Below are 25,766 nucleotides of genomic sequence, written 5' to 3' on the forward strand. Positions count from 1 at the left end.
ACAAAAGGAAAGACTATGTCTAGATTCGATCTTTCGCGTCGGTCATTTATAAAGCAATGTGTGGTGGGCGGAGTCGCCGTGTACAGTGCGCCTATGCTGTTTAACGCAGGCAAGGCGAATGCAGCAATGGTTTCTGATGCTTTGATGGAGCAGTGGAAAGGGACGGGTAAACCTAAATTTCGTCTAGACGGTATCGCTAAAGTCACCGGGCAGAAGATTTATGGCCGCGATTACCGCGCCATGGACATGGATGGCTGGCCCGATACTCAGCACTATGGATTTATTTTACGTGCTAATAAAGCCGATCACCGTTTCGAAGGCATAAACCTTTCAGCAATCCCGGAAAGTGCTAAACCAAGTCTGGTGATCACATCTACAACACTTAAAGAGGCTGGCATTAAATTACCGGGCTTTTTCGGCGATAAGATGTTGTTAGCCAAAGGTCAAACGCCTGATTACTTAGGTCACGCGGTTGCCCTGTTGATATTTAGTGATTTTACTTCCTTTAAAGCCGCTAAGCTCAGGCTGCAGTTTAGCGAGAGCGCCATTATTTATGGTGAGAAAACGTCATTAACCAGCGAGAGTAAAGATCCCTTAGCCAGTTGGCGTATCGTTCGCTCTGAGGGGAAAAATGGTGCCAATGGCGTGGATAATTACAGTACCTTGAGCGATGGACTCTTCTTCCCTAATTATGTCGACCATCAGGCAGTCTGGCCTACAGATAGTGACAAATCTGGTTCAACGGCCCAGCGCGCCATCTATTATGCCGATGATATGGCGAAGCAGATGGATGAAGAGGACTGGTTTATCTTTGAGCAAGATTATCAGACTCAGTCTATCGAGCCCATGATGATGGAGCCAGAAGCATTCAACGGTTGGTTCGACCGCGCCAGTGGCACTCTACATACTGTGCTCACCATACAATCTCCCCATGATTTTTATCTGCAAGCCGGTGAGATGATTGAACACAGTAAGTATAAACATCAGATCACTAAGCTAGTCGTGCATTCGCCCTTCATAGGTGGTGGCTTCGGCGCAAAGGATCATTCCATATTTCCTTATTATGGCCTGATGGCATCTCTGTTAAGTGATAAGCCAGTGCATATCGCCAACGATAGATTTGAGCAATTTCAGGCGGGTCTAAAACGTCATCCGTTTAAGATGCATCATAAGCTGGCCATCGATAAGAAAACCCTTAAATTTAAGGCATTAATCTCAGATATGGTGATTGATGGCGGTGGACGCTTAAACTTTACCGGCTCTGTGACTATGGTGGGGGCCAGTGCACTGCAAGGTGTGTACTATCTGCCACAAAACGATATCACAGCCGTGGCTTATGCTTCACAGAATCCTGATTGTGGTTCGATGCGAGGCTATGGCACCTTACAAGCTATGTCTGCCATGGAGATGATGGTCAACGAGTCGGCAGAGAAACTTAATGTCGACCCATTCGACCTCAGGCTCGCCAACATCATGCAGCCTGGTTATCGTAACACTCAGGGCGCAATTCCCAATGGGGCACTGCGTTATCAGGAGATGTTGGAACTGGCGCAAAAGCACGATATTTGGGTTAACCGCGAACAGAAAAAACAAGAGTTTGAAGCAAGTAATCCGGGTAAAAAATATGGCGTAGGTTTTGGCATAGTGACCAAAGATTATGGTACCGGGGCCAATGCACCTTCGACTCAGATTTCTATCACTAAAGAAGGCAAGATTGTCGTTCGTCTCGCTTCCATGGAGATGGGAACCGGCACTGACACCTCTCAAGGAACCCTTGTTCAGCAGTATCTGGGTAACATGGCCGATGAAGTCTTCCTCGGTGAGGTGACGCTTTGGGATGTGATGAAGCTTAAAGAGACAGATTCTCCCTATTTAATCTCGCAAGATAAGCAAGATGTGATGGAGAAAGATCCTCGTTGGACGCCATCTATCGCGATGGCCTCTTCGGCATCTCAATCTTCATACTTTCAGAGTCACACCACAAATATTGCCGCTAAGATCATCTTAGAGCAGGGCTTATGGCCCGCAGCAATTGAGATCTGGCGAACACAATTTTTCAATAATGACCACGCGCCTGCTGACTTTACCGATGTTAACAATGCCCATTGGATTGACGGTAAATTAACGGCGGCAGGTTACCCACCACTGTCTATCGATATTCTGGCTCATAAAGCCCACACCATGGGACTTGTGACTGGAGTGATGGTCCATGCATTCAATCGCTGGTCTTGGGCCGAGAGTGAATTCGTTATCGCAGGAAAAAGCAACAAGCTTTCCATCGATGCCTTAGCGCTCCAATACGGCAGTGGTGCGAGTAAAGCTAAGCAAGCCTTGATGGGTGATACAGGCTATCACTTACTCGACAGAAGCAGAGTGAACTACCCGAGCACCACCATGAATAATGCCATGGTCACTTACTACGCGCCGTGTGCCACTCTATGTGAAATAGCCGTACAGGAAGGCAGTGGCGAGGTCGAGATATTAGCGACCCATACTTGGCTGGAATGTGGCCGGGTTATCGTTGAAAAACTGGTAGAAGGCCAGATAGAAGGTGGCCTAGTCATGGGACTTGGTCATGTGCTGCATGAGTATTTGCCATTGGGTGAGGAGGGCGCAGGTAACGGCACCTGGAACCTTAACCGTTATCAGGTTCCTCTGGCTAAGCATGTAGGGGTATGGAATTTAACCCATACTATATTGCCGCCCTTGTCGGAATCAGATCCAACCAAAGGTATGGCTGAAGTGGTGATGATCCCCATAGTTCCGGCCGTTGTGGAAGCCGTTTATCAGGCAATAGGTACACGTTTTTATCATTTACCTATCAGTAAGAAAGAGATTAAGAAGGCATTATCATGAGCATAATTTCACTGAGTATTAACAACAAGGCTATAGGTCCAATTGAGACCAGTGACGATGTCATGATGATTGAATTTCTTCATGAACATCTGAATATGACTGGCACCAAATTCGGTTGTGGTGTGGGTGTCTGTCATGCTTGTACTGTGATCATAGATAACCAAGATGGCACCAGTGAATCCGTGCGTACCTGTATCAATGGTGTGTCGAGATTCAATGGCAAGAAGATAAGAACTGTCGAAGGTCACGCCAAGGCGAATGAATTTGGTGAGATCATTAAGCTGTCTCCGGTACAGGAGACTTTTATTGAGAATTTCTCCTTCCAGTGTGGTTGGTGTACCTCAGGCTTCGTCAATGAAACCACTGTCTTGGTAGAGCGATTAAAACTCATGCCAATTCGAGTGTCTGAGATTGAAACCGTTATCGAGAAAGCCTTAGGCGATCACGTCTGTCGCTGCACCGGGTATGTTAAATACTACAAGGCAGTGAAAGAGTTAATCTTATCGACAGAAGGACTCACACGCCCATGAAGATGAATGTCAATATACTCAAATTATCGGCCCTGTGTTTGGCCTTGCCTCTAACAGCCAATGCCACGCAGAATGACCTCGTTGAGCAGGGTAAGTATCTTGCTAAACTTGGTGACTGTACCGCTTGTCATACCATAGATGAAGGTCAGGCCAATGGTGGCGGCCTGCCATTTACGACCCCATTTGGTATCGTCTATTCCACCAATATCAGCTCAAACAAAGAGTTTGGCATAGGTCATTACAGCCTGGAAGATTTCACCGATGCGATGCGTGGCGGTGTAGCGCCTAAGGGAAATCTCTATCCTGCCATGCCTTACACCTCTTATCATCTGCTGACAGATCAAGATATAGAGGCCCTATACCGTTACTTTATGAGCACTAAGCCGGTCAAACAGGAAAACAGGGATAATGACCTGATGTTCCCAACGAATATTCGAATGGGGCTTAAGGCATGGAACTTAGTTAACCATGACTCGAAGGTCTTCGAGGCAGATGCTGATAAGAGCGAGAAGTGGAATCGAGGCAGTTATATAGTTAATGGCCTGGGTCACTGTGGTGAGTGCCATACTCCAAGAGATGCTATGTTCGCCATGGATCAGTCCAGGCACTTTGAGGGTGAGCTTATCGGTGGTGCGTTGGCATCCAATATTACCCCGAAAGAGCTAAACCGTCAGGGCTGGACTAAGCAAGATCTCGATGACGTGCTGCGTAAAGGTTATTCGAGAAAAGGTACTGTGTTTGCTGGCATGTATCCCGTGGTTTTCCATAGCTTTAGTCACCTAACTAACGATGATATGTCGGCTGTGACCAGCTATTTATTGGATAATGACGGTGAAATTACTGCTAAGAGCGATACCTTTAATGGCCATGATAAATCAGATCCAGGATATGATCTTTATAAAGGTTATTGCGCCGGTTGTCATGGTATCGATGGTGAAGGTAAGCCCAATGTGAGTCCGGCATTGATTGCTAATGCCACCATAGACAAGGCAGTACCAATCAATACCCTGTCTGTGATGCTCAATGGCGTAGAGGAGCAGAGATACAGCTATACTCATGGTTTTTATGCCATGCCATCTTATCGTGACACATTGAGTGTTAAGCAGTTAACTGAGCTGACTAACTACATACGTAAGGTATGGACTAAGCAGCCATCGGATTTAACTGAGTCTCAGGTTCAGGAGTGGGTGGATCAGATTGAGGACAGCATTGCCGATGCAGCTCACTGATATTTCGGTATTAGACACAATATCTGACTGGCTCAATGAGCGCCGTCAGGTATGGCTCTGCACCGTTGTGAGCACTTATGGGTCTGCGCCAAGACCCATAGGGTCCTTGTTTGCGACCGACGGCCAGTTTCGCGCCGGTTCTATCTCTGGGGGCTGTCTCGAAGAGGCATTCCTCGAGATGATTAACCAAGGTGAGTTTAACGGGCCTGCCTGCTTATTCGATTATGGCAAACACCATAACAAAGAGGGCAGTGTATTCGAGCTTCCTTGCGGTGGCACTATTCGTCTGTTGATTGAGAAGCTGGAGCCTAATCAAGATTCGATAAATCAGCTGTTGGTTTGGCTTAAGGCCGAGCAATCTAGCCTAAGCTATTGCCGGCGGGTGGATCTTGTGTCTGGTATAAGCCGTATTGAAGCTGAAGATCAGTCTTCAAACCAAGCCGTGTCAGTGGAAGATAACTCAGTATTATTGCACTATTCTCAAGCCTGGAATGTCTTGCTATTGGGGATAAGTCTGGTGAGTCAGCATGTGGCTCAACTCGCACGCCTTGCGGGTTACACAGTCAAGATATGTGATATTCGTAAACAACTTGCCGGCGACTGGGAATATTCTTCAGCCAACGGCGGCGTAGACGTTAGCTGGCAATCACCGGATCAGTTTGTTGAGCAAAATGTGAATTCCTGCTCAGTGGTGCTAGCCTTAGCACACGATCCTAGGGTGGATGATTTAGGCTTGATGGCGGCGCTGGAGTCCAATGCATTCTACATAGGTGCTATGGGCTCAAAACGTACCACGGCGACGCGAATTGAACGCTTAAAGCGCATAGGTGAATACAGCGAGCAAGATATATCACGCTTGCATGCCCCCATAGGTTTAGACATAGGCAGTAAAACGCCGGTGGAAATTGCGATTTCAATCATGGCCGAAGTGATCGCTAAACGTAATGGCATCGAGCTCGCTAAGGTTAGTTAGCCTAGGCGTGTTAAATACGCTTGTTAAATACTCTTGTTAAATGAAAGTGCCGGTTCAGTTTGAACCGGCATTTTTGTACCTGTTAAACCATAATCCTCTTCATGTGACATCTATTCAGTTTGGCTTAAAATCGCGCCATGGTCATAAGTCTGTTTTCTATCCGTCATGTTAGTGTCATCTATTCTCGTTAGAGTTCAGCTCAAAATATGTCAGCAATTAGTCGTACTGAGGATATTATGAGTAAAGCAACCCACAATAGTACTGTATATAACAAAAGCAATAATGAAGCCTTTTCAAGGATCTTAGATAAGCATATTTCGAGAAGAAGTATGTTAAAAACCGGTTTAGGCACCGCTGGTTTTTCACTCTTTAGCAGTGTCGGCCTCACTGGGTGTTTTAGCAGTGATACTAAGCCTGATCCGATACCTGAACTTAAATTAGGTTTTAGCTCCATTGCCTGCGCTAAGAAAGACAGTGTTGTGGTTGCAAAAGGGTACTCGGCTCAGGTGTTGGCACCATGGGGGACACCGCTCAACGATATGGCTCAGGAGTGGCTGAGTGATGGCAGTAATACAGCGTTAGATCAGGCTAACTCTGTCGGACAGAACCATGATGGTATGCATTTCTATCCCCTGAATGGATCTTCAACCGATGGTCTCATGTGTATTAACCATGAGTATATTCAGCAAGAAGCACTGCACCCGAATGGAGCGAGTGTAGATCCAATCTCAGGTTTAAGAAACAGCGCCGAAGAGATAAGAAAAGAGATAAATGCCCATGGCATCACAGTTGTACGTATCAGTTTGCTTGCTGGTGAGTGGCGAGTGATAAAAAATGATCCCCACAATCGCCGCATTACTGCCGCCACTGAGTTGCAAATAGCGGGACCTTTGTCTGGTCATGCATCCCTAATCACGCCTTTCTCTCCAAAAGGAAAGAGGGCTCGGGGTACTTCTAACAATTGCGGTAATGGTTTTACCCCTTGGGGAACCTATCTGACCTGTGAAGAGAACTGGCCTGGTTACTTTATCAATAGGGATACGCGGTCTGAGCAGCAGATAAGAATCGGGATCAAGAAAAAGGATGATAAGCACACCAAGTATTCTTGGGAAGATCTTGCCGGAGATGAAAGTGAGCAAGAAAGTGAGTTTTCTCGGTTCAATATTACGCCAACGGGGAATAACTCGCTGGAAGATTATCGAAATGAAGCCAATGGTTACGGCTATATCGTCGAGATAGACCCTCACGATCCTCAGTCTGTCGCCGTTAAACGTACGGCACTGGGTCGCTTTCGTCATGAAGGTATCGCCTATGGCAAGTTAAAAGAGGGCCATAGCTTAAGCTGTTATATGGGACACGATACCAACAATGAGTATCTCTATAAATTTGTTTCCGAAGCTTTATGGGATCCGGCGGATGCCGAACGGACAGACAGGTTGACTGTGGGCCAAAAGTACATGGATACGGGAACCTTGTATGTGGCTCGATTCGATGAAGAAGGTAAAGGTGTATGGTTGCCTTTGACTTTAGATAGTCCGAAGCAAGAGGGAGGCACGCTAGGGGATGATTTCGACTCTTTGGCCGATATCATACTCAATACGGCCGGTGCGGCCGATAGAGTGGGAGCTACTCCCATGGATCGCCCCGAGTGGACCACAGTGGATCCTATTACAGGTAGCGTTTATTTGTCCTTAACCAATAACAAGGCACGAGAAGAGCCCAATATTGCAAATCCGAGAGCACCCAATGATTTTGGTCATATCATTCGCTGGAATGATGTCGATGGCAGTGATGAGTTTAGTTGGGATATATTTGTATTTGGCGCACCATCGGATGGCGCGAATGATATCAACCTGTCTGGCCTGACCGAGTCTAATGAGTTCGCATGTCCTGACGGTCTGTCATTCGATGCTCGTGGCATACTCTGGGTACAAACCGATAACAGTGGCTCGATGGAAGTTAAAGATAAGACCAATGATCAGATGTTGGCTGTGATCCCAAGTAAACTCGTCGATAAGGACGGTAAGGCTGACATCATACATGGTGATAACCAAGCTGAGCTGAGACGTTTCTTCGTGGGACCAAATGCTTGTGAGATCACAGGGCTTACCTTTACCCCAGATCAGAAAAATTGCTTCTTGAATATTCAGCATCCTGGAAATTGGCCTTATAACATGGACGCTACAGCTGAGACCCCAGAGGGGCAGATTATTAGGCCGCGCTCGGCCACTGTGTTCATACGTAAAGATGATGGCGGTGAGATTGGTGTTTAACGCATTTGAGTGGAAGCTTGGCTTATAGCGTTAAAGAGCGCTGTAAACTTGTAACCCTTCATAGTAAAAGCCAGTGGTGGTGGCAAGGTGTCACTGCCATTGCCTCTAATTGCTGACATTAACTTCCGCATTTCAGATTATTTATCTTGGTTGATTACTCAGTGCCATGAGTCACTACTTATGGCTCATGGCAGATTACTCATGGCTCATGCCCATTACCCATCGCCTTATGCCTATTTGCATTAGATGTTGAAGCTTGGCTCGAGTGACTATTCAAATACTCAAATACAAACTTTTAAAATGGACTATTGAATATTTTATACGATAATGTATTGTTGGTTAGGTACTAACACTTAAGTTTTATTGTTAGATACTTACAAACACTGAGTTTATTGTCTAATTATTTTATCAGTTGGAATTATTTAGTACCTGGTACCTATTGGTATAAGAGAGAAACGCTAAATTTTCCTCAAGCTGACTTCGTGGTCAAACACCTGGGTATTTAAAGGATGTATTATGAATAATTCAAAAAAAATAGTCTTAAAGAATGATCAAAATAATCACCTGAATGATCAGATAGAAGGTTTTGGTGAGTTTTCAATGGCGAGTGCCAATAAGAAAGAATACCAAGCATATAATGCCGAGTCTAACATGAGCGACGATGTGACCTGGAACTATGTGCGTGGTTATAACTAGGCCTTATTTTATTAGGTATTAGTAGGGAACTAGCAGTTGCTGCCGATCGATATCCCCTGACTCTGACTGGCGGGGATAATTCTTTATTAGTGAAGTCCTTATACACAAAAACACCAGCCTAGGCTGGTGTTTTTCGTTGAAGCTGATATTGCGCACTAATATTGACAATATTAGTTAGCGGTTAGCCACAGAAGTGTTTAACGGCTTTGCTGACCAGTTCGATACCTGTTTTATCACAAGGTGGCAAGTCTGCGTCGCTTTGCTTGATAGGTGTGACTCTGTCACCCCATTTGATTAACGCTGCAGCCGAGGTGAGTCCAGCGCCGAAGGCACAAGATAGAATCGTCTGGCCTGGCTTAATCTTACCTTGTTCTAAAGCATCACAGATGGCGATAGGTATGGTTGCTGCCGAGGTATTACCATAGTTAGCTATGTTTATGAAGGCTTTCTCTTTCGGGATCTTCATGCGGTTGATGAGGGTATCGATAATACGCTCGTTAGCCTGATGAGGAATAACCAAATCGATATCATCTTTAGATATCTCGCACTTCTCCAGTACCTTAGTACTTAGCTTACTCATACCAGCGATGGCACGTTTGAAGATCTCCTGACCATTAAACTCGATGTAGAAGTCTAATGATGAAGCTTCGAATCTGTCCATAGCCGTGCCAAATTGTGACTTGAGTATGTCGCGTCCGGCAGGGTCGTTGCTCAGCTCGTAGCCTAAGACACCGATAGCTTCATTTGTCGCTTCTAATACGACGGCACCGGCACCATCACCGAACAGCACGGCTGTATCACGACGTGCCCAATCTAAATAGAATGACAAGCGCTCGGCACCGATAACCAATACCTTCTTGCACTGGCCACTTTTAATCTGAGAACTCGCCAGACCTATGCCATACAAGAAGCCACTGCATGCGGCATTGATATCAAACGCCGCACAGGTCGCACCTACATCGGCTTGAACCGTAGAGGCAATATTTGGAATCAAGGTATCTGGGCTGGCAGTAGCAAGAATAATCATATCCAGCTCGCTACCCTCTATGCCTGCAGCAGCAAGTGCATGCTGGGCAGCAACTGAAGCCAGCGCAGAGGTATTCACGTGACTGATATGACGTTGGCTTATGCCGGTACGTGATTTGATCCACTCATCTGAAGTCTCGATGAAAGTGGATAGGTCATCGTTGGTTAATGTGGCTGGTGGAACGCATTTTCCCCAACCTGTAATCGTTGCGTACTGCATGTGCTTTCTCTCAAATAAAAAGGCAGAACCTGAGCTCTGCCTCATCAAACATAATTAACTTAGCTTAGCGCTTCTTAATCTCTACAACTGTGACTTATGCCACTTGTTGTGCGACGAGCTCGCGTATTGCTTCAGCCGCATGCAAAATATGCGCGCGCAAAAGCTGGACGGCCTTGTCGATGTCTTTGTTTTTACAATGGGTAAGCAGTTCTCGGTGATCTTGCTCCGCACGCGGTATTCCGCCAGCGAGTAAGAGTTGCAATCGGATATAACGATCGCAATTGGTATTGAGTCCGTGAACCACATCTAGTGTGTGTGGGCGTTCTGCAGCCTGATAAAGGCAAGTATGGAATTGAGTATTGAGCTCACTCCAACTCGCTACAGCATCTTCTTTTTTGAATGCTGACTCGAGTTCATCGAGTACTTTTTCGGCCTGAAGCAGGTGCTCATCTTGTAAGTTTGGAATAGCTTTAGCCAACAGATCGGTTTCAATCAGGGCTCTAAGCTCGAATAACTCAGTGACTTGCTCGACAGAAAGTTCGGTGGCTGTTGCACCTTTATGCGCCTCAAATTTGACCAAACCTTCGGCTTCAAGTTGCAATAGGGCTTCACGAACCGGGATCCGACTGACATTTAATTCATCGGCTAGTGCACTTTGTCTAAGGGGCTCTCCGGCAGCTATATCGCCAGAAAGAATTTTTTCCCTAAGCACCTCAACAACGACTTGCGTACGTGTTTTATGGATAATTGGTGTAGATCGGCTCATAATTCCCGTTTAAATCTTTTCGTTATTCTATATTCGTCCATCTAAGATTACCGCTAAAGCGGGTTAAAATAAAGGGAAACTGTGTTTCCCGTTATTTATTTTCAGATTTCAAGCAAGTATTAAAAGCTGATGACTTTAGTTGAGCTGTTTTTTAACTCATCGGGGAGTAATGAGGCGGGCATATTCTGATAACATATTGGACGCTCAAAGCGTTTCATGGCCTGACTGCCTACGGACGTTGTGCGGCTATCCGTGCTTGCAGGGTAAGGACCGCCGTGATTCATCGAGTGACAGACTTCGACTCCCGTGGGCATTTGATTGAAGATGATACGGCCAACATTAAAAGCCACCGCCTCAATTAATGACTGATTGTCTGCAAGCTCAGCTTCATCCCCGTGAATAGTCGCCGTGAGCTGACCTTCCAATTCAGTCGCTATATTGAGCATCTGAGCTGTATCTTCACATTCGACTATTACTACACAAGGGCCGAAGATCTCTTGCTGAAGCTCTGGCGTTGTCAGGTAATCGTCGGCATTGACGCGTACTGCCGTAGGTCTAGTTAAATGGCTCGCTTGAGCCGATTGACCTTGAGCAACTAACTCAACACTGGTGTCTTTAAGCAAGGCTTCAACTTGGGCTTGATAGGTTGAGGCTATGCCTGGGGTGAGCATGGCCGCCGCCGGCAGTGCAGCTATGGTCTCAGACATAGTCGCGAGATAACGGTTAAGTGCTTCACCTTTAACTGCAACAACAACGCCTGGGCTGGTACAAAACTGACCATGACCCATCATCATAGATTGGACTTGGGTCTGTGCCATCTGCTCTGCGGTTGCAGTCAATATATTGTTGAGCAAGAATTGTGGGTTAGTCGAGCCTAATTCGCCATAAAATGGAATCGGCTCGGGACGTGCGGCGCAGAGATCCGCTAAAATGCGTCCCACCTTGAGTGAACCAGTAAAACCAACGGCTTTAATGGCACTGTGGGTGACGAGATCAGTTGAGACTTGTGGCATAGCGCCTTGAACCAGATTAAATACTCCGGCAGGCATATCACAGGCTATGATGGCTTTTTCGATAGCGCGGGTAACAAGTTCACTGGTTGCTGGGTGAGCGGGGTGGCCCTTAACGATCACCGGACAACCTGCGGCTAATGCCGATGCTGTGTCACCACCTGCGGTTGAGAATGCTAATGGAAAGTTTGATGCACCAAATACGGCAACCGGTCCAATTGGCAATACGCTCAGACGGCTGTCGGCTTTTGGTAGCGGAGCTCTGTCAGGCTTGGCTAAATCGATAAATTTAGGATCCAGTGGCTCACGCAATGTGCCGGCAAACAGTCTCAGTTGATTACAGGTTCTGCCAGTTTCGCCTTGGACTCGTGCCATAGGCAGTCCTGACTCACGGTTTGCCGCCATGGTGATGGCTTCTATATCTGCTTCCAGTTCACTGGCGATGGCATCCAGAAAATCGGCTCTTTGCACTGGAGTCTTGGCTCGATATTGAACAAATGCCGACTTGGCCGCTTTAGCAGCACTATCTATATCATTTTTACTCGCATTGGCAAACTGCCAGTCTAGCTTGAGGTTTGTTACTGGATCAAAGCTAGTAAATGCATTGGCATCACCAGTCCAAGCGCCGTTAATAAAGTGTTGGCCAGTAATTTTTGAAGTAACTAAATCTGTCATATTATTCCCTATTTGGTTTGCTTCTTAGATGGTGTCCAGAAACAAACTGATGTTAAGTTATGGGGTTAAGTAACTTGAAAGCCAAAGGCGTATGGGTCACTGTCATCTATGGTTATTGAGTTTTGGCCGGTGATTCTGGCCCAGCCTTGAATACTCGGCATGATCCCCTTGTGTTCACCAACAAGAGTGGCTGATTCGATGCAGCCGATAAATTGACTGCCTATGATGCTTTCATGGGTGTATTTATCGCCAACGTTTAACGTTCCCTTGGCATATAACTGAGCCAAGCGAGCGCTGGTACCTGTCCCGCAAGGAGAGCGGTCTATGGCCTTGTCGCCATAAAATACTGCATTGGCACCATCGGATCCTTCACTGATCGTTTCGCCGGTCCAGAGAACATGGGTGATACCAGATACTGTTGGGTCATCAGGATGCACACAGGTTAACTGCTCATGGGCAATCTGGCGGACGATAGGGCTCCACCTGAGAATATCGGCAGCGGTCCACTCTCTTAATCCGGGGAAGTTGGCTTGGGGCTCGACGATGACATAATAGTTACCGCCATAAGATACATCTATTTTTAGGGTGCCAAGTTCCGGGATATCTAAGATAACATCTTGATGAGCAAGGTAAGCTGGGACGTTGTAGATCTTGACCCAATCGACTTTTTCTCCTGTCTGCTTATATTCGATACGGATCTGGCCCGCAGGTACATCTATAACGAGTTTACCTGGCTCTTTGGCCGTCAACAGGCCTGATTCGATAGCCGCTGTGATGGTACCTATGGTGCCGTGTCCACACATGGGCAGGCAGCCACTGGTTTCGATAAACAAGATTGATGCGTCGGCGTTGTCACTGCATGGCGGATACAAAAAAGCCCCCGACATCATATCGTGGCCTCTTGGTTCGAACATTAATCCTTTACGGATCCAATCATATTCTTTGAGAAAGTGCTGGCGCTTCTCACTCATAGTGCGGCCCTTGAGATCCGGATGGCCACTGGTGACCAAGCGTACAGGATTTCCGCATGTATGAGCATCGACGCAAAAGTAAGTGCCTTTTAACATCTTTACTTTACTCCGTTTGCTTCAATCGTGGTTTCTGACCCTTAATTTTTATTTGATAATGGTGACTAAGCTTGACTCGAGTCAATCAAAGTCACCAGGGGTCATCAACATTTAGCGATTTCTAGTATAAGAATACTAAGGTGTAAAATTAATCCAGGTTGTACTTGTCTAGATTGATGCGAGTGTCCATCGCTTCTTTAATCACTTTCTCTACCATGGCACGCTCATCACCAATCAAGGTCATGCGTGGCATACGGACATTTTCACTGCCACGGCCAAGTAGTTGTTCTGCAAACTTGATGCACTGCACTAACGTCGGGATTGTGTCTAATCTAAGTAGAGGCATAAACCAACGGTAGATCTCGCGGGCCTCTTCGATGCGACCGGCGCGAGCAAGCTTAAATAGGGTGACCGATTCACGTGGGAATACGTTGGTCAGGCCAGAAATCCAGCCAGTTGCACCTAAGAATATGCTTTCTAGGGCGATGTCATCGACGCCACAAAGTATGCTGAAACGATCACCGAAGCGGCTCTGCAGCTCAGTTAGGCGGCGTGTATCTGTTGTGGATTCTTTAATGGCAACTATGTTCTCTTCTTCTGCAAGAATCGCTGTCATTTCTAAGTTGATGTCTATGCCATAACCAACAGGGTTGTTGTAGATCATGATAGGCAATTTAGTCGAGCGAGCCACTGTCTGAAAATGAGCTACAACTTCACGGTCAGTACCACGATAAACCATAGCTGGAAGTAGCATTAAACCATCTACACCTAGTTTCTCAACATCTTGAGCATAAAGGCTAGCTTGTTCTGCCGTGTTTTCAGTACAGCCTGTGAGTACCAAGATTCGGCCATTCACTGTTTCAACTGTGTGCTTAATAAATTCACGCTTCTCTTCAGGGCTCAATGAGGCATTTTCACCAATAGTGCCTAAAGCAATGATGCCGTCGATACCGTCTCTGATGAGATCTTCAAGCATGCGGGCATTGGATTCATAGTTAATTGAACCATCATCGTTGAATTGAGTTGAGATTGCTGGAAAAACACCTTGCCAATTTACTTTCATGTTTAAGACCTCTTGAGCTATTAATGCTTCATATAAAAGATGTAATTAACCGGAAAAACGTATGCTTAATTTGGCTTGTTCCGAGAAGTTATAGTATATTGTATACAATTTTAAGGGGAATAAAAGCCCCTATTAGATTTTAATTATCCTTGCTGTCGATAAATACTATATATTGCATGCAAAATATAAGGAAGGAGTAGGCCTTGAATTTGAATTATCTCCCTGCTGAATTATTAGAAAAGTGTCAACAATTCATAACAATCGATGCTCATACCGAAGGGGAGCCTTTGCGGATAATTATCTCAGGTTATCCTGAGATCAAAGGCGAAACCATACTTGAGATGCGTCAATATGTAACACGTCATCTGGACAGGTACCGCACTTTACTCATGCATGAACCAAGAGGGCATGCGGACATGTATGGGGCGCTGATTACCCGGCCAGTTACGCCAGGTGCCGATTTCGGCGTATTGTTTCTACATAATGAAGGCTATAGCAGCATGTGCGGTCATGGCATTCTTGCTCTAGTTAAGGTTGCCTGTGAAATGGGCGCTATCAGTTTAGGCGTTGAATCAAAACTGATTAAAATCGATGCACCTGCTGGACTGATCACCGCCAAGGCTATCCGAGATAGTCAGGGCAAGATCCATGTGAGCTTTTTAAATGTCTCTTCTTGGGCTGAGTCTTTAGCGTGCACTGTGATGGTGGATGGTTTCGGTAGTGTTAACTATGATATAGGTTTCGGGGGGGCTTATTATGCCTATGTGGATGCAGATGCCCATGGGATCTCATGTGGTCAAGAAAATGTGGCGCAACTCATCGATATGGGTAGGCGGATAAAGCAAGCTGTGATGGCTGCTCATCCCTTAGTACACCCAATCGAAGAGGATTTAAGTTTTCTCTATGGCACTATTTTTACCTCTAAAAAGGTCACAGATAAACAAGCTCATTCCCGTCATGTGTGTATTTTTGCCGACGGTGAAGTGGACAGATCGCCCACTGGTACCGGGGTTGCTGGCCGCATAGCACTCCTGTATGCCAAGGGAGAGGTTGAGCTCAATCAAGAGCTGATGATAGAAAGTATTGTCGATGGTAGGATGATCGTAAGTGCCACTGTAGAAAATGAATATTTTGGCAAGCGTGCTGTGATACCACAAGTATCAGGCCGTTCATATATCACCGGCCGCCATCAGTTCATCATAGATCCTGATGATCAGTTTCAAAATGGATTTATGTTACGTTAAATGATGCTGCTTATAATAGACACGCTGATAAGAGATTAAAAATGAGTGATAACACAAATAGCTTAGTAACAAGAACCGTGACTATTGTAGGCGCTGGGATAATAGGCTTAGCGACTGGCATTGAGTTACAGCGAGCTGGGCACAAGGTCCGAATTTTAGATAAAGAGGGCATTGCCGCCGGCGCATCTAAAGGTAATGCCGGTCATTTTGCCAGTGAGCAGGTTTTTCCTTTAGCCGATCCAGGCATGTTACCTAAGTTGCCTGGCATGTTACTTGACCCCCTTGGGCCATTTCGCATTCAACCTGCCTATTTCTTCAAAGCGTTACCTTGGTTTATGCGATTTATAGTGAACATGTTGCCGGGTAAGAGGGCGCACAATGGCCAAGCCATTAAGCGATTAAATCAGGCATCTATTGCGGCGTTAGTAGAATTAACCGATTTTTGTGACTGCTCAGACTTAGTGACACTCAATGGCAGTTTACTGGTTTTTGAAGGTACTCCTCTCGATGAAGTCACCAAGGAATATCATCACTATGCAGATGCTGGGGTACACGTGCGTTTACTCTCGGGAGAGGAGGTCAGGCAGCTAGAACCTAGCTTGAGCAGTAATATTAGTCATGGCCTGTATTTCACCCATGTGGGCCACACCCAAGATCCATATCGTTTATGTAAAGCCTTTGCCGATAAGTTTATCGCCCTTGGTGGAGAGATCATCACAGATGAGTTGGTTGCTATCGATTGTTCTCCCATGAATGAGGTCAATGTTTCAATCCGCTTAAGCTCGGGCGAGCAGCACTGGGTCGATAAGCTGGTGATAGCCTCTGGTGCCTGGTCCAAACCTTTTGCCAAGCAGTTAGGTCACAACGTGCCCCTGGAAACCGAGCGAGGTTATCACCTGATGATGCCGCAGAAGAGTTCCCTGTCTCGGCCGGTGGCATCCTATAATCGAAAATTTATCATCACACCTATGCTTGATGGCACTCGACTCGCCGGTACGGTTGAGTTTGGAGGGCTTAAAGCCCCCTTAGTTGAGGCTCGTGCAGACTGCTTATTTCCTCACGGTAAGGCCTTACTGCCTGAGCTGTTTGCCGATGCAACTGCTACAGATGGTGAACGTTGGATGGGATTTAGACCTTCTATGCCAGACAGCCTTCCAGTGCTTGGTCGCAGTGATAAACACAAGAATGTATTCTTCTCTTTTGGTCATCAGCACATGGGACTGACCTGGTCAGCAATCACAGCTAAGTTGGTCAGCCAAGAGATGGCTGGTAAGCAAACCGAAATTGATTTGAGTGATTATCGCATCGATAGGTTTAACTAAATCTGCTTGTATTTAGCATTGAAAGTCAGGTGTTTTTCAATAAAGTGTGCTCGTCTTCCCATGAAGACGAGTGCTATTTTTCTCTTGGTTTCTCTTGGTTTCTCTTGGTTTCTCTTGGTTTCTCTTGGTTCATTTCGTTTCATGTTGTTTTGGTCGATACTCTGCGTCATTCCGGCAGAACTTTTGAGCCGGAATTCAGTGATTTTTGCTGTTGGGGTATGTGATCTAAGCTCGCTTCTTCCATGTTACCTATTGGCTGGCGTGCTGGGTATATGCACTCTTTATTTTAGAAGGTTCGTGAGTCGGTGAGTGAAGCATAGGTTCAAGCTAACGAACGAGAAGCAGGATGCTGAACTGGCCTTTATGCACGCTTTTCTATTGTTAAAAAATGTTAAAGCATGTAACTTCAATGGGATAAAGCATTAACTTACTTGTTTTGCTGGCTATTCAATTCAATGCGAGGCAAGTGAAATGTGCATTCTCGTTTTTGCAGAAAGTGTTTTAGGGTCAATGGCTAAAAGCCATTAATAATTAGATGATTAGCTATGCGCGTGTTCACTGGTCCAAGCGGGTAAATGCGCAAGGCGTGCACATAAATATTATACAGATATTATGCAAAAAAAGGTTCGTTATGAAATTATCTATTACGTTATTATTATGTTTTTTTGCTTTTAATGTTAGTGCTGTTCAAAAAGCAGTAACAGAAGAAGGCGATATTGTGATTCTAAATGGCGATGGAACTTGGCTTTATGAAGATGACAAAGCCTCTCGTGATATCGAAATAAACACAAACCCTACTGTTTTCAATAAGCCGACTAACTCAAAATTTGTTCTGAAAAGTAAGAAAAATAACTCAGCTTTTGCTCTAAATACTAAAGAGTGGGCATTTGTTAAAAGTAAAAGTGATGATGCCGCTATTGAATATAATTTAGGTCTTAAAGCTGGAGATTTATATGGAATGGCTATAACAGAACGTATTGAAATTGAGCTGGAAAAATTGGTTGAAATTGCTTTCGACAACGCTAGAGAAGCAGCCCCTGATACCAAAGTAGTAAAGAAAGAATATAGAGTTGTAAATGGAATGAAACTTATATACATGGAAATGATTGGCACAATGAAAGGAATCAAATTTAAATATATGGGTTACTACTTTTCGGACTCTTCTGGCTCTACTCAGTTTGTAGTATACACTGGCGCAAGTTTAGTAAATAAATACAAAACAGAGATTAATAATCTCTTGAATGGTTTTTCTGTTCAATAAATATGTTGTATAACAAATTGCTTAAACGGAACTAAACAGTTGGTCATCGGTTCGCGATTATAGCCAATCATTTTATCCGATTAGAAAAGCGTTAGCAATACTCAATATTATGAGTGTGTTTTTAAGTTTAGGTTTATATCTTCATAGAATTTATATGAATCGACAAGGGAATGTTATGAATAACGATATTAAAGGTATGTGTCTTTTATTAGGTTTAATAGGCATAGGATATGTGGCATTACTTATACTTTTTGCATTGTTCACAGGCGCTAAAATTTTCAAAAGTATTATGTTTATCTCAGTTTTTTCATCAGCCCTCATAAGTTTAGGTTTAACTGTTCAAGTTAAAAACCGCTTATTTGGTTACGCTAAGTCTTTTATATCTAAATAGTTATGTAAACAAGCTAATTAAGACGGAACACGCAACAGTTGGCTGCGCTTCGTTCCTCGCTCATTTTAGCCAACTATTACTTAGCCCCTTATTGGGGCGTTTGTTGACTGAGGCTAGCTGGTGCTAAACGGACTAAATCACATCACAATGGCAGTAAATGATTTAGATAAATCCTTTGCCTTTTATGTGGATCTTCTTGGTATGAAACCTCACGCAAGATGGAACAAAGGTGCCTATCTATCATTAGGTAAACTTTGGTTTTGTTTATCTTGCGATGAACCTATACCCAACCAAGATTACACTCATATTGCCTTTGATATTTCAGCCTCAAACTTCCCCAAATTAAAATCACAATTGATGTCCGCTGGAATTAAGCAATGGAAACAGAATAAAAGTGAGGGTGACTCGCTCTATATTTTAGATCCTAACGGGCATAAATTGGAATTACACGTGGGTAATTTAGCCATGCGGCTTGAATTTTTAAAAGCAAACCCATACGATGGCTTTCACTTGTATTAAACGGAAGTATTACAAGCTGTTAAATCAGGATCGCATACAGTTTACTGTATTTCGTTCATCATCATTTTAACCAACAATATTTTGCCCATTAACGAGGGCGTTATGTAATCAGGAAGATTTATGAAATATATTCTAGCACTAGTGCTATCTTTATTTATCTCTAGCACAAGTGCAAATAACTTAGCTGATATTAAGGATGGAAGCACTGAAATGACTAAAAACAATCAAATAAATTATATTGAGATTCCAGCAAAGAATATTGAAGCTACAAAGACTTTCTTTAGTGACGTGTTCGGCTGGTCATTTGTGGACTATGGCCCAGATTATAGTAGTTTTGCTGCTCAAGGCGTTGATGGCGGTTTTTTTAAATCCGATTTAGTTGTTTCTACTAAAAATGGAAGTCCCCTAATAGTTCTGTATAGTAACTTACTTGAAACGACCCAAGATAATATTGAGAAAGCAGGTGGTAAGATAGTTAAACCTATATTTTCTTTTCCTGGTGGGAGAAGGTTTCACTTTAGTGATCCAAATGGCAATGAGTTCGCAGTTTGGTCGGAGTGATTACATCATAAGCCATTCAAGCAGGACTTTTAACAGTTAGTTGGGTTGCGCTTCGCTACACATTTTAGCCAACTATCAAAAGCCTCTTAATGGGGTGTTAGCACTCTTTGGGATGCATGGATATTAACTACGTAACTCAAATCGTAAATGGCAAGGTTAGTGTTTCTGACCAAGATGCTTCATTGCCATATTCTACAGACGAAGAACTGGTGAGTATTATCATTGGTCTCATTGAGAACGGGTATGCATTTACTGATGAGCCGCCCGGACTCCAGCTGCAATAGTACAAAGCCTTAAAGATAAAAGGTTACTTCACCGGTCTTTCCCAGCAATAACGTGGGCAGGGCCAAATGATTTCCGCACCTACGAAGTGGTATAGAATATCTAATCCACCCATACTTATTGGAATTTGCCAGTAAGAAATCATGCTGAGTAACATGTCTTAAGTTAAAGGCGTACAGTTTAATATGCGAGATGACCTATGATAATTGTTAAATACCTATTTGCAGCTGTAATAAGTAGTGTTTTATTTTTTGCGATATTTTTCTGGCTTTATCTCAGCGGTACTAACACCAGATACTGTCCGCTATCCCATATCTTAGACGATTTGTCGGTATGCTTTATCTTAGACAGTGTAGACGACAGGGTGCTGATACAGCATGGCGAACTCGATACTAACGATTTTTATTTAGAGATAATAGAGAGTGGAGAATCGAGTAAGTTTCAATTTCCGTCATCGGTTGTTAATGTTGGCAGAAGTGGTTATTCGGCTCAGTTAATTGCCAATGACAGGGCCGCTATATTGATTAATGATGAGATATTTGTCCTCAAAAAATACACAGGAAGTTATTAAAGCCAATTAATCAAGCCACTCATCCTTAAATTTTCAAGCTATCCATTCTTAATTATCTTTTAGATAAACGACGACGGAATATCTCTAAAATTTGTCAATATCTTCAAGCTAGTTGATAGTCTCAATCATTTCTTCTGCTAACAAAGGCTCAATATACATTGAGTCGTTTAGCACTGCCTAGATGTCATTAACTTCTCTTAAAACCACTCAGTTTCACCATTTTACTAACTTCAGAGCTGCTAATTATCTTATTGGTTGTGCTTATAGGCGAGTAGCACATTGATAACTTGTTCCCAATAGGGAAGGTATGTGAGTTGATTAAAATGTGCTGCTCGTTTTTTAGCTTATTTCATAAAGAAAAACCTAATAAAGACTGCACGCAGGCAAGTAGTCATTTCAATCGGTTATGGTTATCGCGGCGCATTATTTAATCGTTATCAAACGCTTGTATAGTTTAATGTTCTGTTAATGATGTGGTTGATAGGTTATCGTCTCGCCATTATTCACGATGTTTATTTCTGTTTTACTCGTTTATAGAATATATAGTGTGCATTTCAATAGTCACTATATTCTGAAACTGCAGTTACGACATATACCAAAAAATACAAATTAATGACAAATACTATGTATAACAAAATGATTTTGTGCTCATTGTTGAGCTTTATCTTATTTGGCTGTGGTGGCGGCAGTGGCGGAGAGAAAAAACCCACAATTCTTCCTTTTGCCTACAATGTAACAATCGATGGCAATACTAGAATTGGTGAACTAGTGCGAGGTCAATATGAGTTTGAAGCCAATGACAAGAGTGAAAGTGATGCCTCTACCACTTACTGGCTAAAAGGTGATGGCACTAAAATTTCCGATGGTGATAGATTACTTCTTGATGATACATCCCTTGAAGGAGGTGAAGTTAAGTTTTGTGTACTGCCTATCAATGCAGGTAATCGACTGAAAGGTGATCTTGTATGTAGCCAATCTGCCTACGTTGATAGTCGAGTAATCATACACATTCCCACGGTCTCTTTTCTTTTCGTATCAGAAGCAAGCAGAGTAGGGCATGAGCTTACCGTACTTGTTGATGGCAGTATCCAAGAATTGACGTATCACTGGTATAAAGACGATGTACAGATCCCTGATATTAGAGTGGGCACTCTGGCTTTAACAAAAAAATACGAAGGTTTACGTATTCACGTTTGCACCACTTATGATTCTAGTAGCAATGATAAATCTTGTTCTGAAAAAACAGCACCAATTCGTGCGGCAATGGGCAGTGCCCCAACAGTGGATTCGCTCTCTTTAAATTTCGGCGCAGATGAAATAAAAGTCGGTGAAACGATCACAGTTGAAGCTGTTTACATCGATATTGATGATGATAAAGAAGACTCTGTTCGTCGGCAATATCGCTGGTACAGTAAGGAGTCAATTGTTGGAAATGCCAAATCCTTGCTTGTTTCTCCCCAGGTTGTTAATCAATCAATTAAAGCCTGTGTCACTGTGTATGCTAAAACAGGAAGTCCCAAAGCCAGTGAGCAAACGTGTTCAAAAGATGTATACGTTATAGAGAAAGATCCCGTTGCACCTATTGTCTCAGGTGTCTCCATTCGAGGGATTAACATTGAAGGCTATAGGCTGAAAGGTGAATACAGGTACTTTGATGGTAACAATGATACAGAAGGAAAAAGCCTTCTGGAGTGGAAGCTTGATGCTGACCATAGCCCTGCGCTGACAGAAGGAGATACAATCCGCCTCAGTGCAAGTATTGTTGAACAAGCGAGTCTAATCAATAAGGCAACACCGTCGATTTACTTCTGTGTAACGCCATATGACGAACTAGGCACAAAAGGCAAAACAGCTTGTGAAGCGCAACGTTTGGCTACAATCAGCTTTAAAGGTTCATTGACGCCAGGTGGTGAGTTGGCTATTGAAAATTTTTACTACCCTGAATTTACGCAGTCATGGTGGCAAGCAAAAGGTAGTGAGTTTCAGTATTCCATGTCATTTAAGAGCAATTTTTTCAATTCCTGGAAAGGAAGCGTGTTCTATGACTCTATTGTCTTTACTCGGTATAGACCTGTTCAGTTCTGTGTTAAAGCGACGGATATAGATGGTGATGAGCAGGATATCTGTAAAGAAGTGACTTATGATGAAAAATACGAGAATGTCTCGGGTGCTCCTCTAGGCGGCAACAAGGTCGCTTTTGAACCCATGAAGGAATATAACGTCGATGTTGATGGCAACAAATATCGTTTATATCGTCCGATTCTGGCAAGCGAGTTTACTATTATCTCTGGAGGAGAATTTCTATCTGCAGAGTCTGTTATATACGATACCTTCCTTGGTAAAGAAACTGATGCTGCGAGAGGGATCAAGTTAACACCTAATGAAGCTATTAAGTATTGCCAAAGAACATCGGGAGGTGTTGTACCTAATAAAGTGCTTAAAGCTGCATTTTTTAGTAACAGTGAAGATAGTATCATTCGAAATTGGTCAAGTTTCGAGAGTGCTGAATGGCTGGTGATCAGCGAAAGAGGTAAGCCTGTTGAGTATGGTACATGGGCTGCAGATGCGTTTGAAGAAACACCAATCGAAGCCGACCCAAATAAAACCTACCGCTTTATTTGTCACCATAAACTAGGTGCACAATTGTAAATACCCTTAAATTTAATTAGGTGTTAGCTGTAACTTATTACCAATTCACAGCCCATCATTCGCCCTACTCATTCGTTGAAATTAGTAGGGCGTTTTGTATTGGGGCACTGACATGTTGAACTAGGCTTAGCGCCGATTATTAACGTGTGAGTACTAAAAACTCTGCCTTAGCTTTTTAAGGATTTCAATGCTCTTCTTCGCTGCTGTATGATCATTAGCAACATAAGCTGCAGTAATAACGCCTTCTTGCATAATACAAACGGCATCAATAAAAAGAGGATCGCTATTGGGCATAAATTTAGTGATAACTTGATGAACCTGCCGTTTATGATCACGGCAATAAAGTGAGATATCACTACTTGGTTCACTAAACTCCGCTGATGTATTAATAAAGAAACAGCCACGAAAGCTACCAAGTTTAGGGTCTGTATTAGCTATCCAAGCTTCTAATGCTATAAATAACCTAGATACAAGGTCTTCATCTGTATTTGCTCTTTGAAGTTTATCTTCTAGCCAGTCAATAAAAATCAAATGTCTTTGTTCAAGTGCAGCCAGTATTAATGCGTCTTTACTTTCAAAGTGACTATAAAGTGTTTTTTTTGCTACGCCTGAAACTTTGAGTATTTCGTTTATCCCGATGGAATTTATTCCATACATGTAGAAAAGGTCTAAAGCTGTATCGATTAATAGTTGGCGTTTTTTACTCATACATACCTCCGTTATTTAACTATATTGACAAGTGTAGACAGATTTGTCTACTATGATGGCGGTAGACAGGTCTGTCTACTTTGTAGGAGGGAGAATTTATATGAACAAACTTATACCACATTTAATCGCTGGACTTGGGGCCTCTATTGCGATTGGTCTACTCTCATTTCTGGATACAAATCTGACAAATGTTGTACTGATTATGGCTCCATTTGGGGCCACTGCAGTGCTTGTTTTTGGTTTGCCTGACAGTCCTTTAGCGCAGCCCAAAAATGTAGTATTTGGTCACTTGATCACTGCATTTATAGGTTTGTTTTTTGTGCATTTTATTGAGGTGTCGCCGTTAACCTTAGGTTTAGCTACGGGAATAGGTGTGAGTGCAATGTTAATGTCAAAAACAACTCATCCACCTGCTGGCGCTAATCCATTATTAATTATGCTATCCGGTCAAAGTTTGGGCTGGTTTTTTCTAGTTACACCTGTTCTAATCGGTGCGCTAGTTATCGTCTTGATTGGTAAATTTATGCAAGAATTACAAAAGAAATTTAACTGATCAAACAATGCTATTAAAAACTTCAATTGAACGGATTTACTGTCGATTTTTTGAAGGCTGAAGCGCAAAAATAACGGCGCCAATATGCCGCCGGTTAGCTTGGCGTTATAATTTTATTGAGGTTAAGAGTATGGGTTACTGGTATTTGGCTATAGCTATAGGTGCAGAAGTTATCGCAACATTAGCACTTAAAGCATCAGATGGTTTTTCTCATTCAACCTCTAGTACGGTTTGTGTTATTGGGTATGCAGTTGCATTTTACTTCTTATCCTTGGTATTAAAAACTGTGCCTGTGGGTATCGCTTATGCCATTTGGGCAGGCATGGGAATAGTCTTAATAGCATCAATCAGTGCTGTAATTTACAAACAAATACCAGATGCTCCCGCCATAATCGGTATGGTATTAATATTAGCGGGTGTCCTTGTTATTAATGTATTTTCAAAGACGGTGAGCCATTGATTAATAATGAGCCGCAGGGAATTCAATTTTAGTTATATTGAATTTCGGTGTTATTTAATGGAGGTAACATCTAATGGAGGTAAGATTTAATGGAACTTATAAAATATCTGAATGATAATTTCTTCACCAAAAAGGAATTGCTCGATGTTTCAAAAGTTACCGAACTAGAATTATTAAGCTATCAAAATGATAGGCTAATGCCAAAGTGCTCTTATAAGTTAACGCTAAATGTAAAAAGTGATTCATTCTTCGGTGTTCATAATGATGAGCAAGAAATTGAGTATTATGCTAAAGGTTATGCTTCTTGGTTAGCGATTGTTCAATCATTAAAATCCCCTGAATCTATTTACGCTATATTTTATAATCGTTATAAGATAGCAATTGAAAACCTTAAAGAACAAGGTCACTATTCTATTAGTTATAAACTAAAAAGTGGACTGGATGAGCACATTAAAGAAGAGTGGAATAACTTTTTGAATGGTATTTATGGTTTATGTACCCAAACAGGCTTACCTGAAGATATTGCAGCTAAAGAGTTTTCAATCCTTGAAATTAACGAGATTTCAGAGTTCAATGAGTTAACCTCTCAACAGATGAATAAGCTAACTCTAGCTGTTAATCTCTTAGATTCAGTGAGTTCATTATTTGCACCACATGAACGACTTAAAAGTTCAAGGCATAGATTGGTAAATGAAATCCGTCGTAAATATAAGCTACCAAATAACCAAATAACCAAATAACCAAATAATAAGCTAGGGCACACAAAAGTGGTGGTTTGAACTTGGCTACACCTTGTAACCTGGATAACTGAGAGCGTTTGTCTTATATATGTATGAATTCGGCATCGAGCGGAAATATTTT

At 43.2% G+C, this 25,766-nt stretch carries 23 protein-coding genes; 17 read left to right on the forward strand and 6 right to left on the reverse strand.

The window, feature by feature from the left end; genetic code table 11:
• Positions 1-15: 15 nt before the first annotated feature.
• The 6 genes from SVI_RS07940 (at position 16) to SVI_RS07965 (ending at position 8,557) form a co-directional block, all read left to right on the forward strand.
• Complete coding sequence (locus tag SVI_RS07940) at positions 16-2,856, forward strand: xanthine dehydrogenase family protein molybdopterin-binding subunit (protein ID WP_013050977.1); 2,841 nt, start codon at positions 16-18, stop codon at positions 2,854-2,856.
• The gene (locus tag SVI_RS07945; RefSeq protein ID WP_013050978.1) at positions 2,853-3,386 is read left to right on the forward strand and encodes a (2Fe-2S)-binding protein; all 534 of its coding nucleotides are present in this window, start codon (positions 2,853-2,855) and stop codon (positions 3,384-3,386) included. The genes SVI_RS07940 and SVI_RS07945 overlap by 4 nt, the downstream gene beginning before the upstream one ends.
• On the forward strand, positions 3,383-4,615 hold the full coding sequence (locus SVI_RS07950; RefSeq protein WP_013050979.1) for a cytochrome c: 1,233 nt from the start codon (positions 3,383-3,385) through the stop codon (positions 4,613-4,615). The genes SVI_RS07945 and SVI_RS07950 overlap by 4 nt, the downstream gene beginning before the upstream one ends.
• The gene (locus SVI_RS07955; RefSeq protein ID WP_013050980.1) at positions 4,602-5,588 is read left to right on the forward strand and encodes an XdhC family protein; all 987 of its coding nucleotides are present in this window, start codon (positions 4,602-4,604) and stop codon (positions 5,586-5,588) included. Before SVI_RS07950 ends, SVI_RS07955 begins: the two co-directional genes overlap by 14 nt.
• Positions 5,589-5,824: 236 nt before the next feature.
• Positions 5,825-7,861 carry a PhoX family protein gene (locus tag SVI_RS07960; RefSeq protein ID WP_041420270.1) on the forward strand — a complete coding sequence of 679 codons (2,037 nt, stop codon included), beginning with the start codon at positions 5,825-5,827 and terminating at the stop codon, positions 7,859-7,861.
• A gap of 516 nt (positions 7,862-8,377) precedes the next feature.
• A complete protein-coding gene (locus SVI_RS07965; protein ID WP_013050983.1) occupies positions 8,378-8,557 on the forward strand; it encodes a hypothetical protein in 180 nt (59 codons plus the stop codon).
• A 181-nt stretch (positions 8,558-8,738) separates the two neighbouring features.
• Here the strand turns inward: SVI_RS07965 and SVI_RS07970 are convergent, their stop codons facing one another.
• The 5 genes from SVI_RS07970 to dapA form a co-directional block, all read right to left on the reverse strand.
• On the reverse strand, positions 8,739-9,803 hold the full coding sequence (locus SVI_RS07970) for a ketoacyl-ACP synthase III (RefSeq protein ID WP_041420271.1): 1,065 nt from the start codon (positions 9,801-9,803) through the stop codon (positions 8,739-8,741).
• Positions 9,804-9,897: 94 nt separating this feature from the next.
• Complete coding sequence (locus SVI_RS07975; RefSeq protein WP_013050985.1) at positions 9,898-10,569, reverse strand: GntR family transcriptional regulator; 672 nt, start codon at positions 10,567-10,569, stop codon at positions 9,898-9,900.
• 119 nt (positions 10,570-10,688) lie between these two features.
• The gene (locus SVI_RS07980) at positions 10,689-12,254 is read right to left on the reverse strand and encodes an aldehyde dehydrogenase (NADP(+)) (RefSeq protein ID WP_013050986.1); all 1,566 of its coding nucleotides are present in this window, start codon (positions 12,252-12,254) and stop codon (positions 10,689-10,691) included.
• 65 nt (positions 12,255-12,319) lie between these two features.
• On the reverse strand, positions 12,320-13,321 hold the full coding sequence (locus tag SVI_RS07985) for a 4-hydroxyproline epimerase (protein ID WP_013050987.1): 1,002 nt from the start codon (positions 13,319-13,321) through the stop codon (positions 12,320-12,322).
• A 148-nt stretch (positions 13,322-13,469) separates the two neighbouring features.
• Entirely contained in the window at positions 13,470-14,384 is a 915-nt protein-coding gene (gene dapA, locus SVI_RS07990; RefSeq protein WP_013050988.1) for a 4-hydroxy-tetrahydrodipicolinate synthase, read from the reverse strand.
• Positions 14,385-14,587: 203 nt separating this feature from the next.
• Between dapA and SVI_RS07995 the strand changes: the two genes are divergently transcribed.
• The 8 genes from SVI_RS07995 (at position 14,588) to SVI_RS08030 (ending at position 23,184) form a co-directional block, all read left to right on the forward strand.
• The gene (locus SVI_RS07995; RefSeq protein WP_041419793.1) at positions 14,588-15,628 is read left to right on the forward strand and encodes a proline racemase family protein; all 1,041 of its coding nucleotides are present in this window, start codon (positions 14,588-14,590) and stop codon (positions 15,626-15,628) included.
• A gap of 41 nt (positions 15,629-15,669) precedes the next feature.
• Positions 15,670-16,950: an NAD(P)/FAD-dependent oxidoreductase gene (locus SVI_RS08000; RefSeq protein WP_013050990.1), complete on the forward strand. Its 1,281-nt coding sequence runs from the start codon at positions 15,670-15,672 to the stop codon at positions 16,948-16,950.
• 631 nt (positions 16,951-17,581) lie between these two features.
• Entirely contained in the window at positions 17,582-18,211 is a 630-nt protein-coding gene (locus SVI_RS08005; RefSeq protein WP_013050991.1) for a hypothetical protein, read from the forward strand.
• Positions 18,212-18,386: 175 nt separating this feature from the next.
• On the forward strand, positions 18,387-18,602 hold the full coding sequence (locus SVI_RS08010) for a hypothetical protein (RefSeq protein WP_013050992.1): 216 nt from the start codon (positions 18,387-18,389) through the stop codon (positions 18,600-18,602).
• Positions 18,603-18,722: 120 nt separating this feature from the next.
• Positions 18,723-19,121: a fosfomycin resistance glutathione transferase gene (gene fos / locus SVI_RS08015; RefSeq protein WP_013050993.1), complete on the forward strand. Its 399-nt coding sequence runs from the start codon at positions 18,723-18,725 to the stop codon at positions 19,119-19,121.
• Positions 19,122-19,331: 210 nt separating this feature from the next.
• On the forward strand, positions 19,332-19,682 hold the full coding sequence (locus SVI_RS08020) for a VOC family protein (RefSeq protein WP_013050994.1): 351 nt from the start codon (positions 19,332-19,334) through the stop codon (positions 19,680-19,682).
• 481 nt (positions 19,683-20,163) lie between these two features.
• The gene (locus tag SVI_RS08025; protein WP_013050995.1) at positions 20,164-20,535 is read left to right on the forward strand and encodes a hypothetical protein; all 372 of its coding nucleotides are present in this window, start codon (positions 20,164-20,166) and stop codon (positions 20,533-20,535) included.
• Positions 20,536-21,159: 624 nt separating this feature from the next.
• Positions 21,160-23,184 carry a hypothetical protein gene (locus tag SVI_RS08030; protein ID WP_013050996.1) on the forward strand — a complete coding sequence of 675 codons (2,025 nt, stop codon included), beginning with the start codon at positions 21,160-21,162 and terminating at the stop codon, positions 23,182-23,184.
• A 153-nt stretch (positions 23,185-23,337) separates the two neighbouring features.
• On the opposite strand, the gene SVI_RS08035 is transcribed toward SVI_RS08030, so the two are convergent.
• Entirely contained in the window at positions 23,338-23,892 is a 555-nt protein-coding gene (locus SVI_RS08035; RefSeq protein WP_013050997.1) for a TetR/AcrR family transcriptional regulator, read from the reverse strand.
• A 100-nt stretch (positions 23,893-23,992) separates the two neighbouring features.
• On the opposite strand from SVI_RS08035, the gene SVI_RS08040 reads away from it, so the two are divergent.
• From SVI_RS08040 to SVI_RS08050, 3 genes are all read left to right on the forward strand, one after another.
• A complete protein-coding gene (locus SVI_RS08040) occupies positions 23,993-24,445 on the forward strand; it encodes an HPP family protein (RefSeq protein ID WP_041419794.1) in 453 nt (150 codons plus the stop codon).
• Positions 24,446-24,575: 130 nt separating this feature from the next.
• Entirely contained in the window at positions 24,576-24,905 is a 330-nt protein-coding gene (locus SVI_RS08045) for a DMT family transporter (RefSeq protein WP_013050999.1), read from the forward strand.
• 89 nt (positions 24,906-24,994) lie between these two features.
• Positions 24,995-25,645: a DUF6058 family natural product biosynthesis protein gene (locus SVI_RS08050; protein WP_013051000.1), complete on the forward strand. Its 651-nt coding sequence runs from the start codon at positions 24,995-24,997 to the stop codon at positions 25,643-25,645.
• Positions 25,646-25,766 lie beyond the last annotated feature (121 nt).

It is taken from the genome of Shewanella violacea DSS12, assembly GCF_000091325.1.
GTDB classification, from domain to species: Bacteria; Pseudomonadota; Gammaproteobacteria; order Enterobacterales; family Shewanellaceae; genus Shewanella; species Shewanella violacea.

Coding starts and splice junctions, on each gene's coding strand:
- SVI_RS07980 (WP_013050986.1), bottom strand. CDS start 12,254: ATGACAGATTTAGTTACTTCAAAAATTACTGGCCAACACTTTATTAAC.
- SVI_RS08045 (WP_013050999.1), top strand. CDS start 24,576: ATGGGTTACTGGTATTTGGCTATAGCTATAGGTGCAGAAGTTATCGCA.
- SVI_RS07945 (WP_013050978.1), top strand. CDS start 2,853: ATGAGCATAATTTCACTGAGTATTAACAACAAGGCTATAGGTCCAATT.
- SVI_RS08010 (WP_013050992.1), top strand. CDS start 18,387: ATGAATAACGATATTAAAGGTATGTGTCTTTTATTAGGTTTAATAGGC.
- SVI_RS07965 (WP_013050983.1), top strand. CDS start 8,378: ATGAATAATTCAAAAAAAATAGTCTTAAAGAATGATCAAAATAATCAC.
- SVI_RS08025 (WP_013050995.1), top strand. CDS start 20,164: ATGATAATTGTTAAATACCTATTTGCAGCTGTAATAAGTAGTGTTTTA.
- dapA (WP_013050988.1), bottom strand. CDS start 14,384: ATGAAAGTAAATTGGCAAGGTGTTTTTCCAGCAATCTCAACTCAATTC.
- SVI_RS07960 (WP_041420270.1), top strand. CDS start 5,825: ATGAGTAAAGCAACCCACAATAGTACTGTATATAACAAAAGCAATAAT.
- SVI_RS07970 (WP_041420271.1), bottom strand. CDS start 9,803: ATGCAGTACGCAACGATTACAGGTTGGGGAAAATGCGTTCCACCAGCC.
- SVI_RS07955 (WP_013050980.1), top strand. CDS start 4,602: ATGCAGCTCACTGATATTTCGGTATTAGACACAATATCTGACTGGCTC.
- SVI_RS08035 (WP_013050997.1), bottom strand. CDS start 23,892: ATGAGTAAAAAACGCCAACTATTAATCGATACAGCTTTAGACCTTTTC.
- SVI_RS08020 (WP_013050994.1), top strand. CDS start 19,332: ATGACTAAAAACAATCAAATAAATTATATTGAGATTCCAGCAAAGAAT.
- SVI_RS08030 (WP_013050996.1), top strand. CDS start 21,160: ATGTATAACAAAATGATTTTGTGCTCATTGTTGAGCTTTATCTTATTT.
- SVI_RS08005 (WP_013050991.1), top strand. CDS start 17,582: ATGAAATTATCTATTACGTTATTATTATGTTTTTTTGCTTTTAATGTT.
- SVI_RS08000 (WP_013050990.1), top strand. CDS start 15,670: ATGAGTGATAACACAAATAGCTTAGTAACAAGAACCGTGACTATTGTA.
- SVI_RS08050 (WP_013051000.1), top strand. CDS start 24,995: ATGGAACTTATAAAATATCTGAATGATAATTTCTTCACCAAAAAGGAA.
- SVI_RS07985 (WP_013050987.1), bottom strand. CDS start 13,321: ATGTTAAAAGGCACTTACTTTTGCGTCGATGCTCATACATGCGGAAAT.
- SVI_RS08040 (WP_041419794.1), top strand. CDS start 23,993: ATGAACAAACTTATACCACATTTAATCGCTGGACTTGGGGCCTCTATT.
- SVI_RS07950 (WP_013050979.1), top strand. CDS start 3,383: ATGAAGATGAATGTCAATATACTCAAATTATCGGCCCTGTGTTTGGCC.
- SVI_RS07975 (WP_013050985.1), bottom strand. CDS start 10,569: ATGAGCCGATCTACACCAATTATCCATAAAACACGTACGCAAGTCGTT.
- SVI_RS07940 (WP_013050977.1), top strand. CDS start 16: ATGTCTAGATTCGATCTTTCGCGTCGGTCATTTATAAAGCAATGTGTG.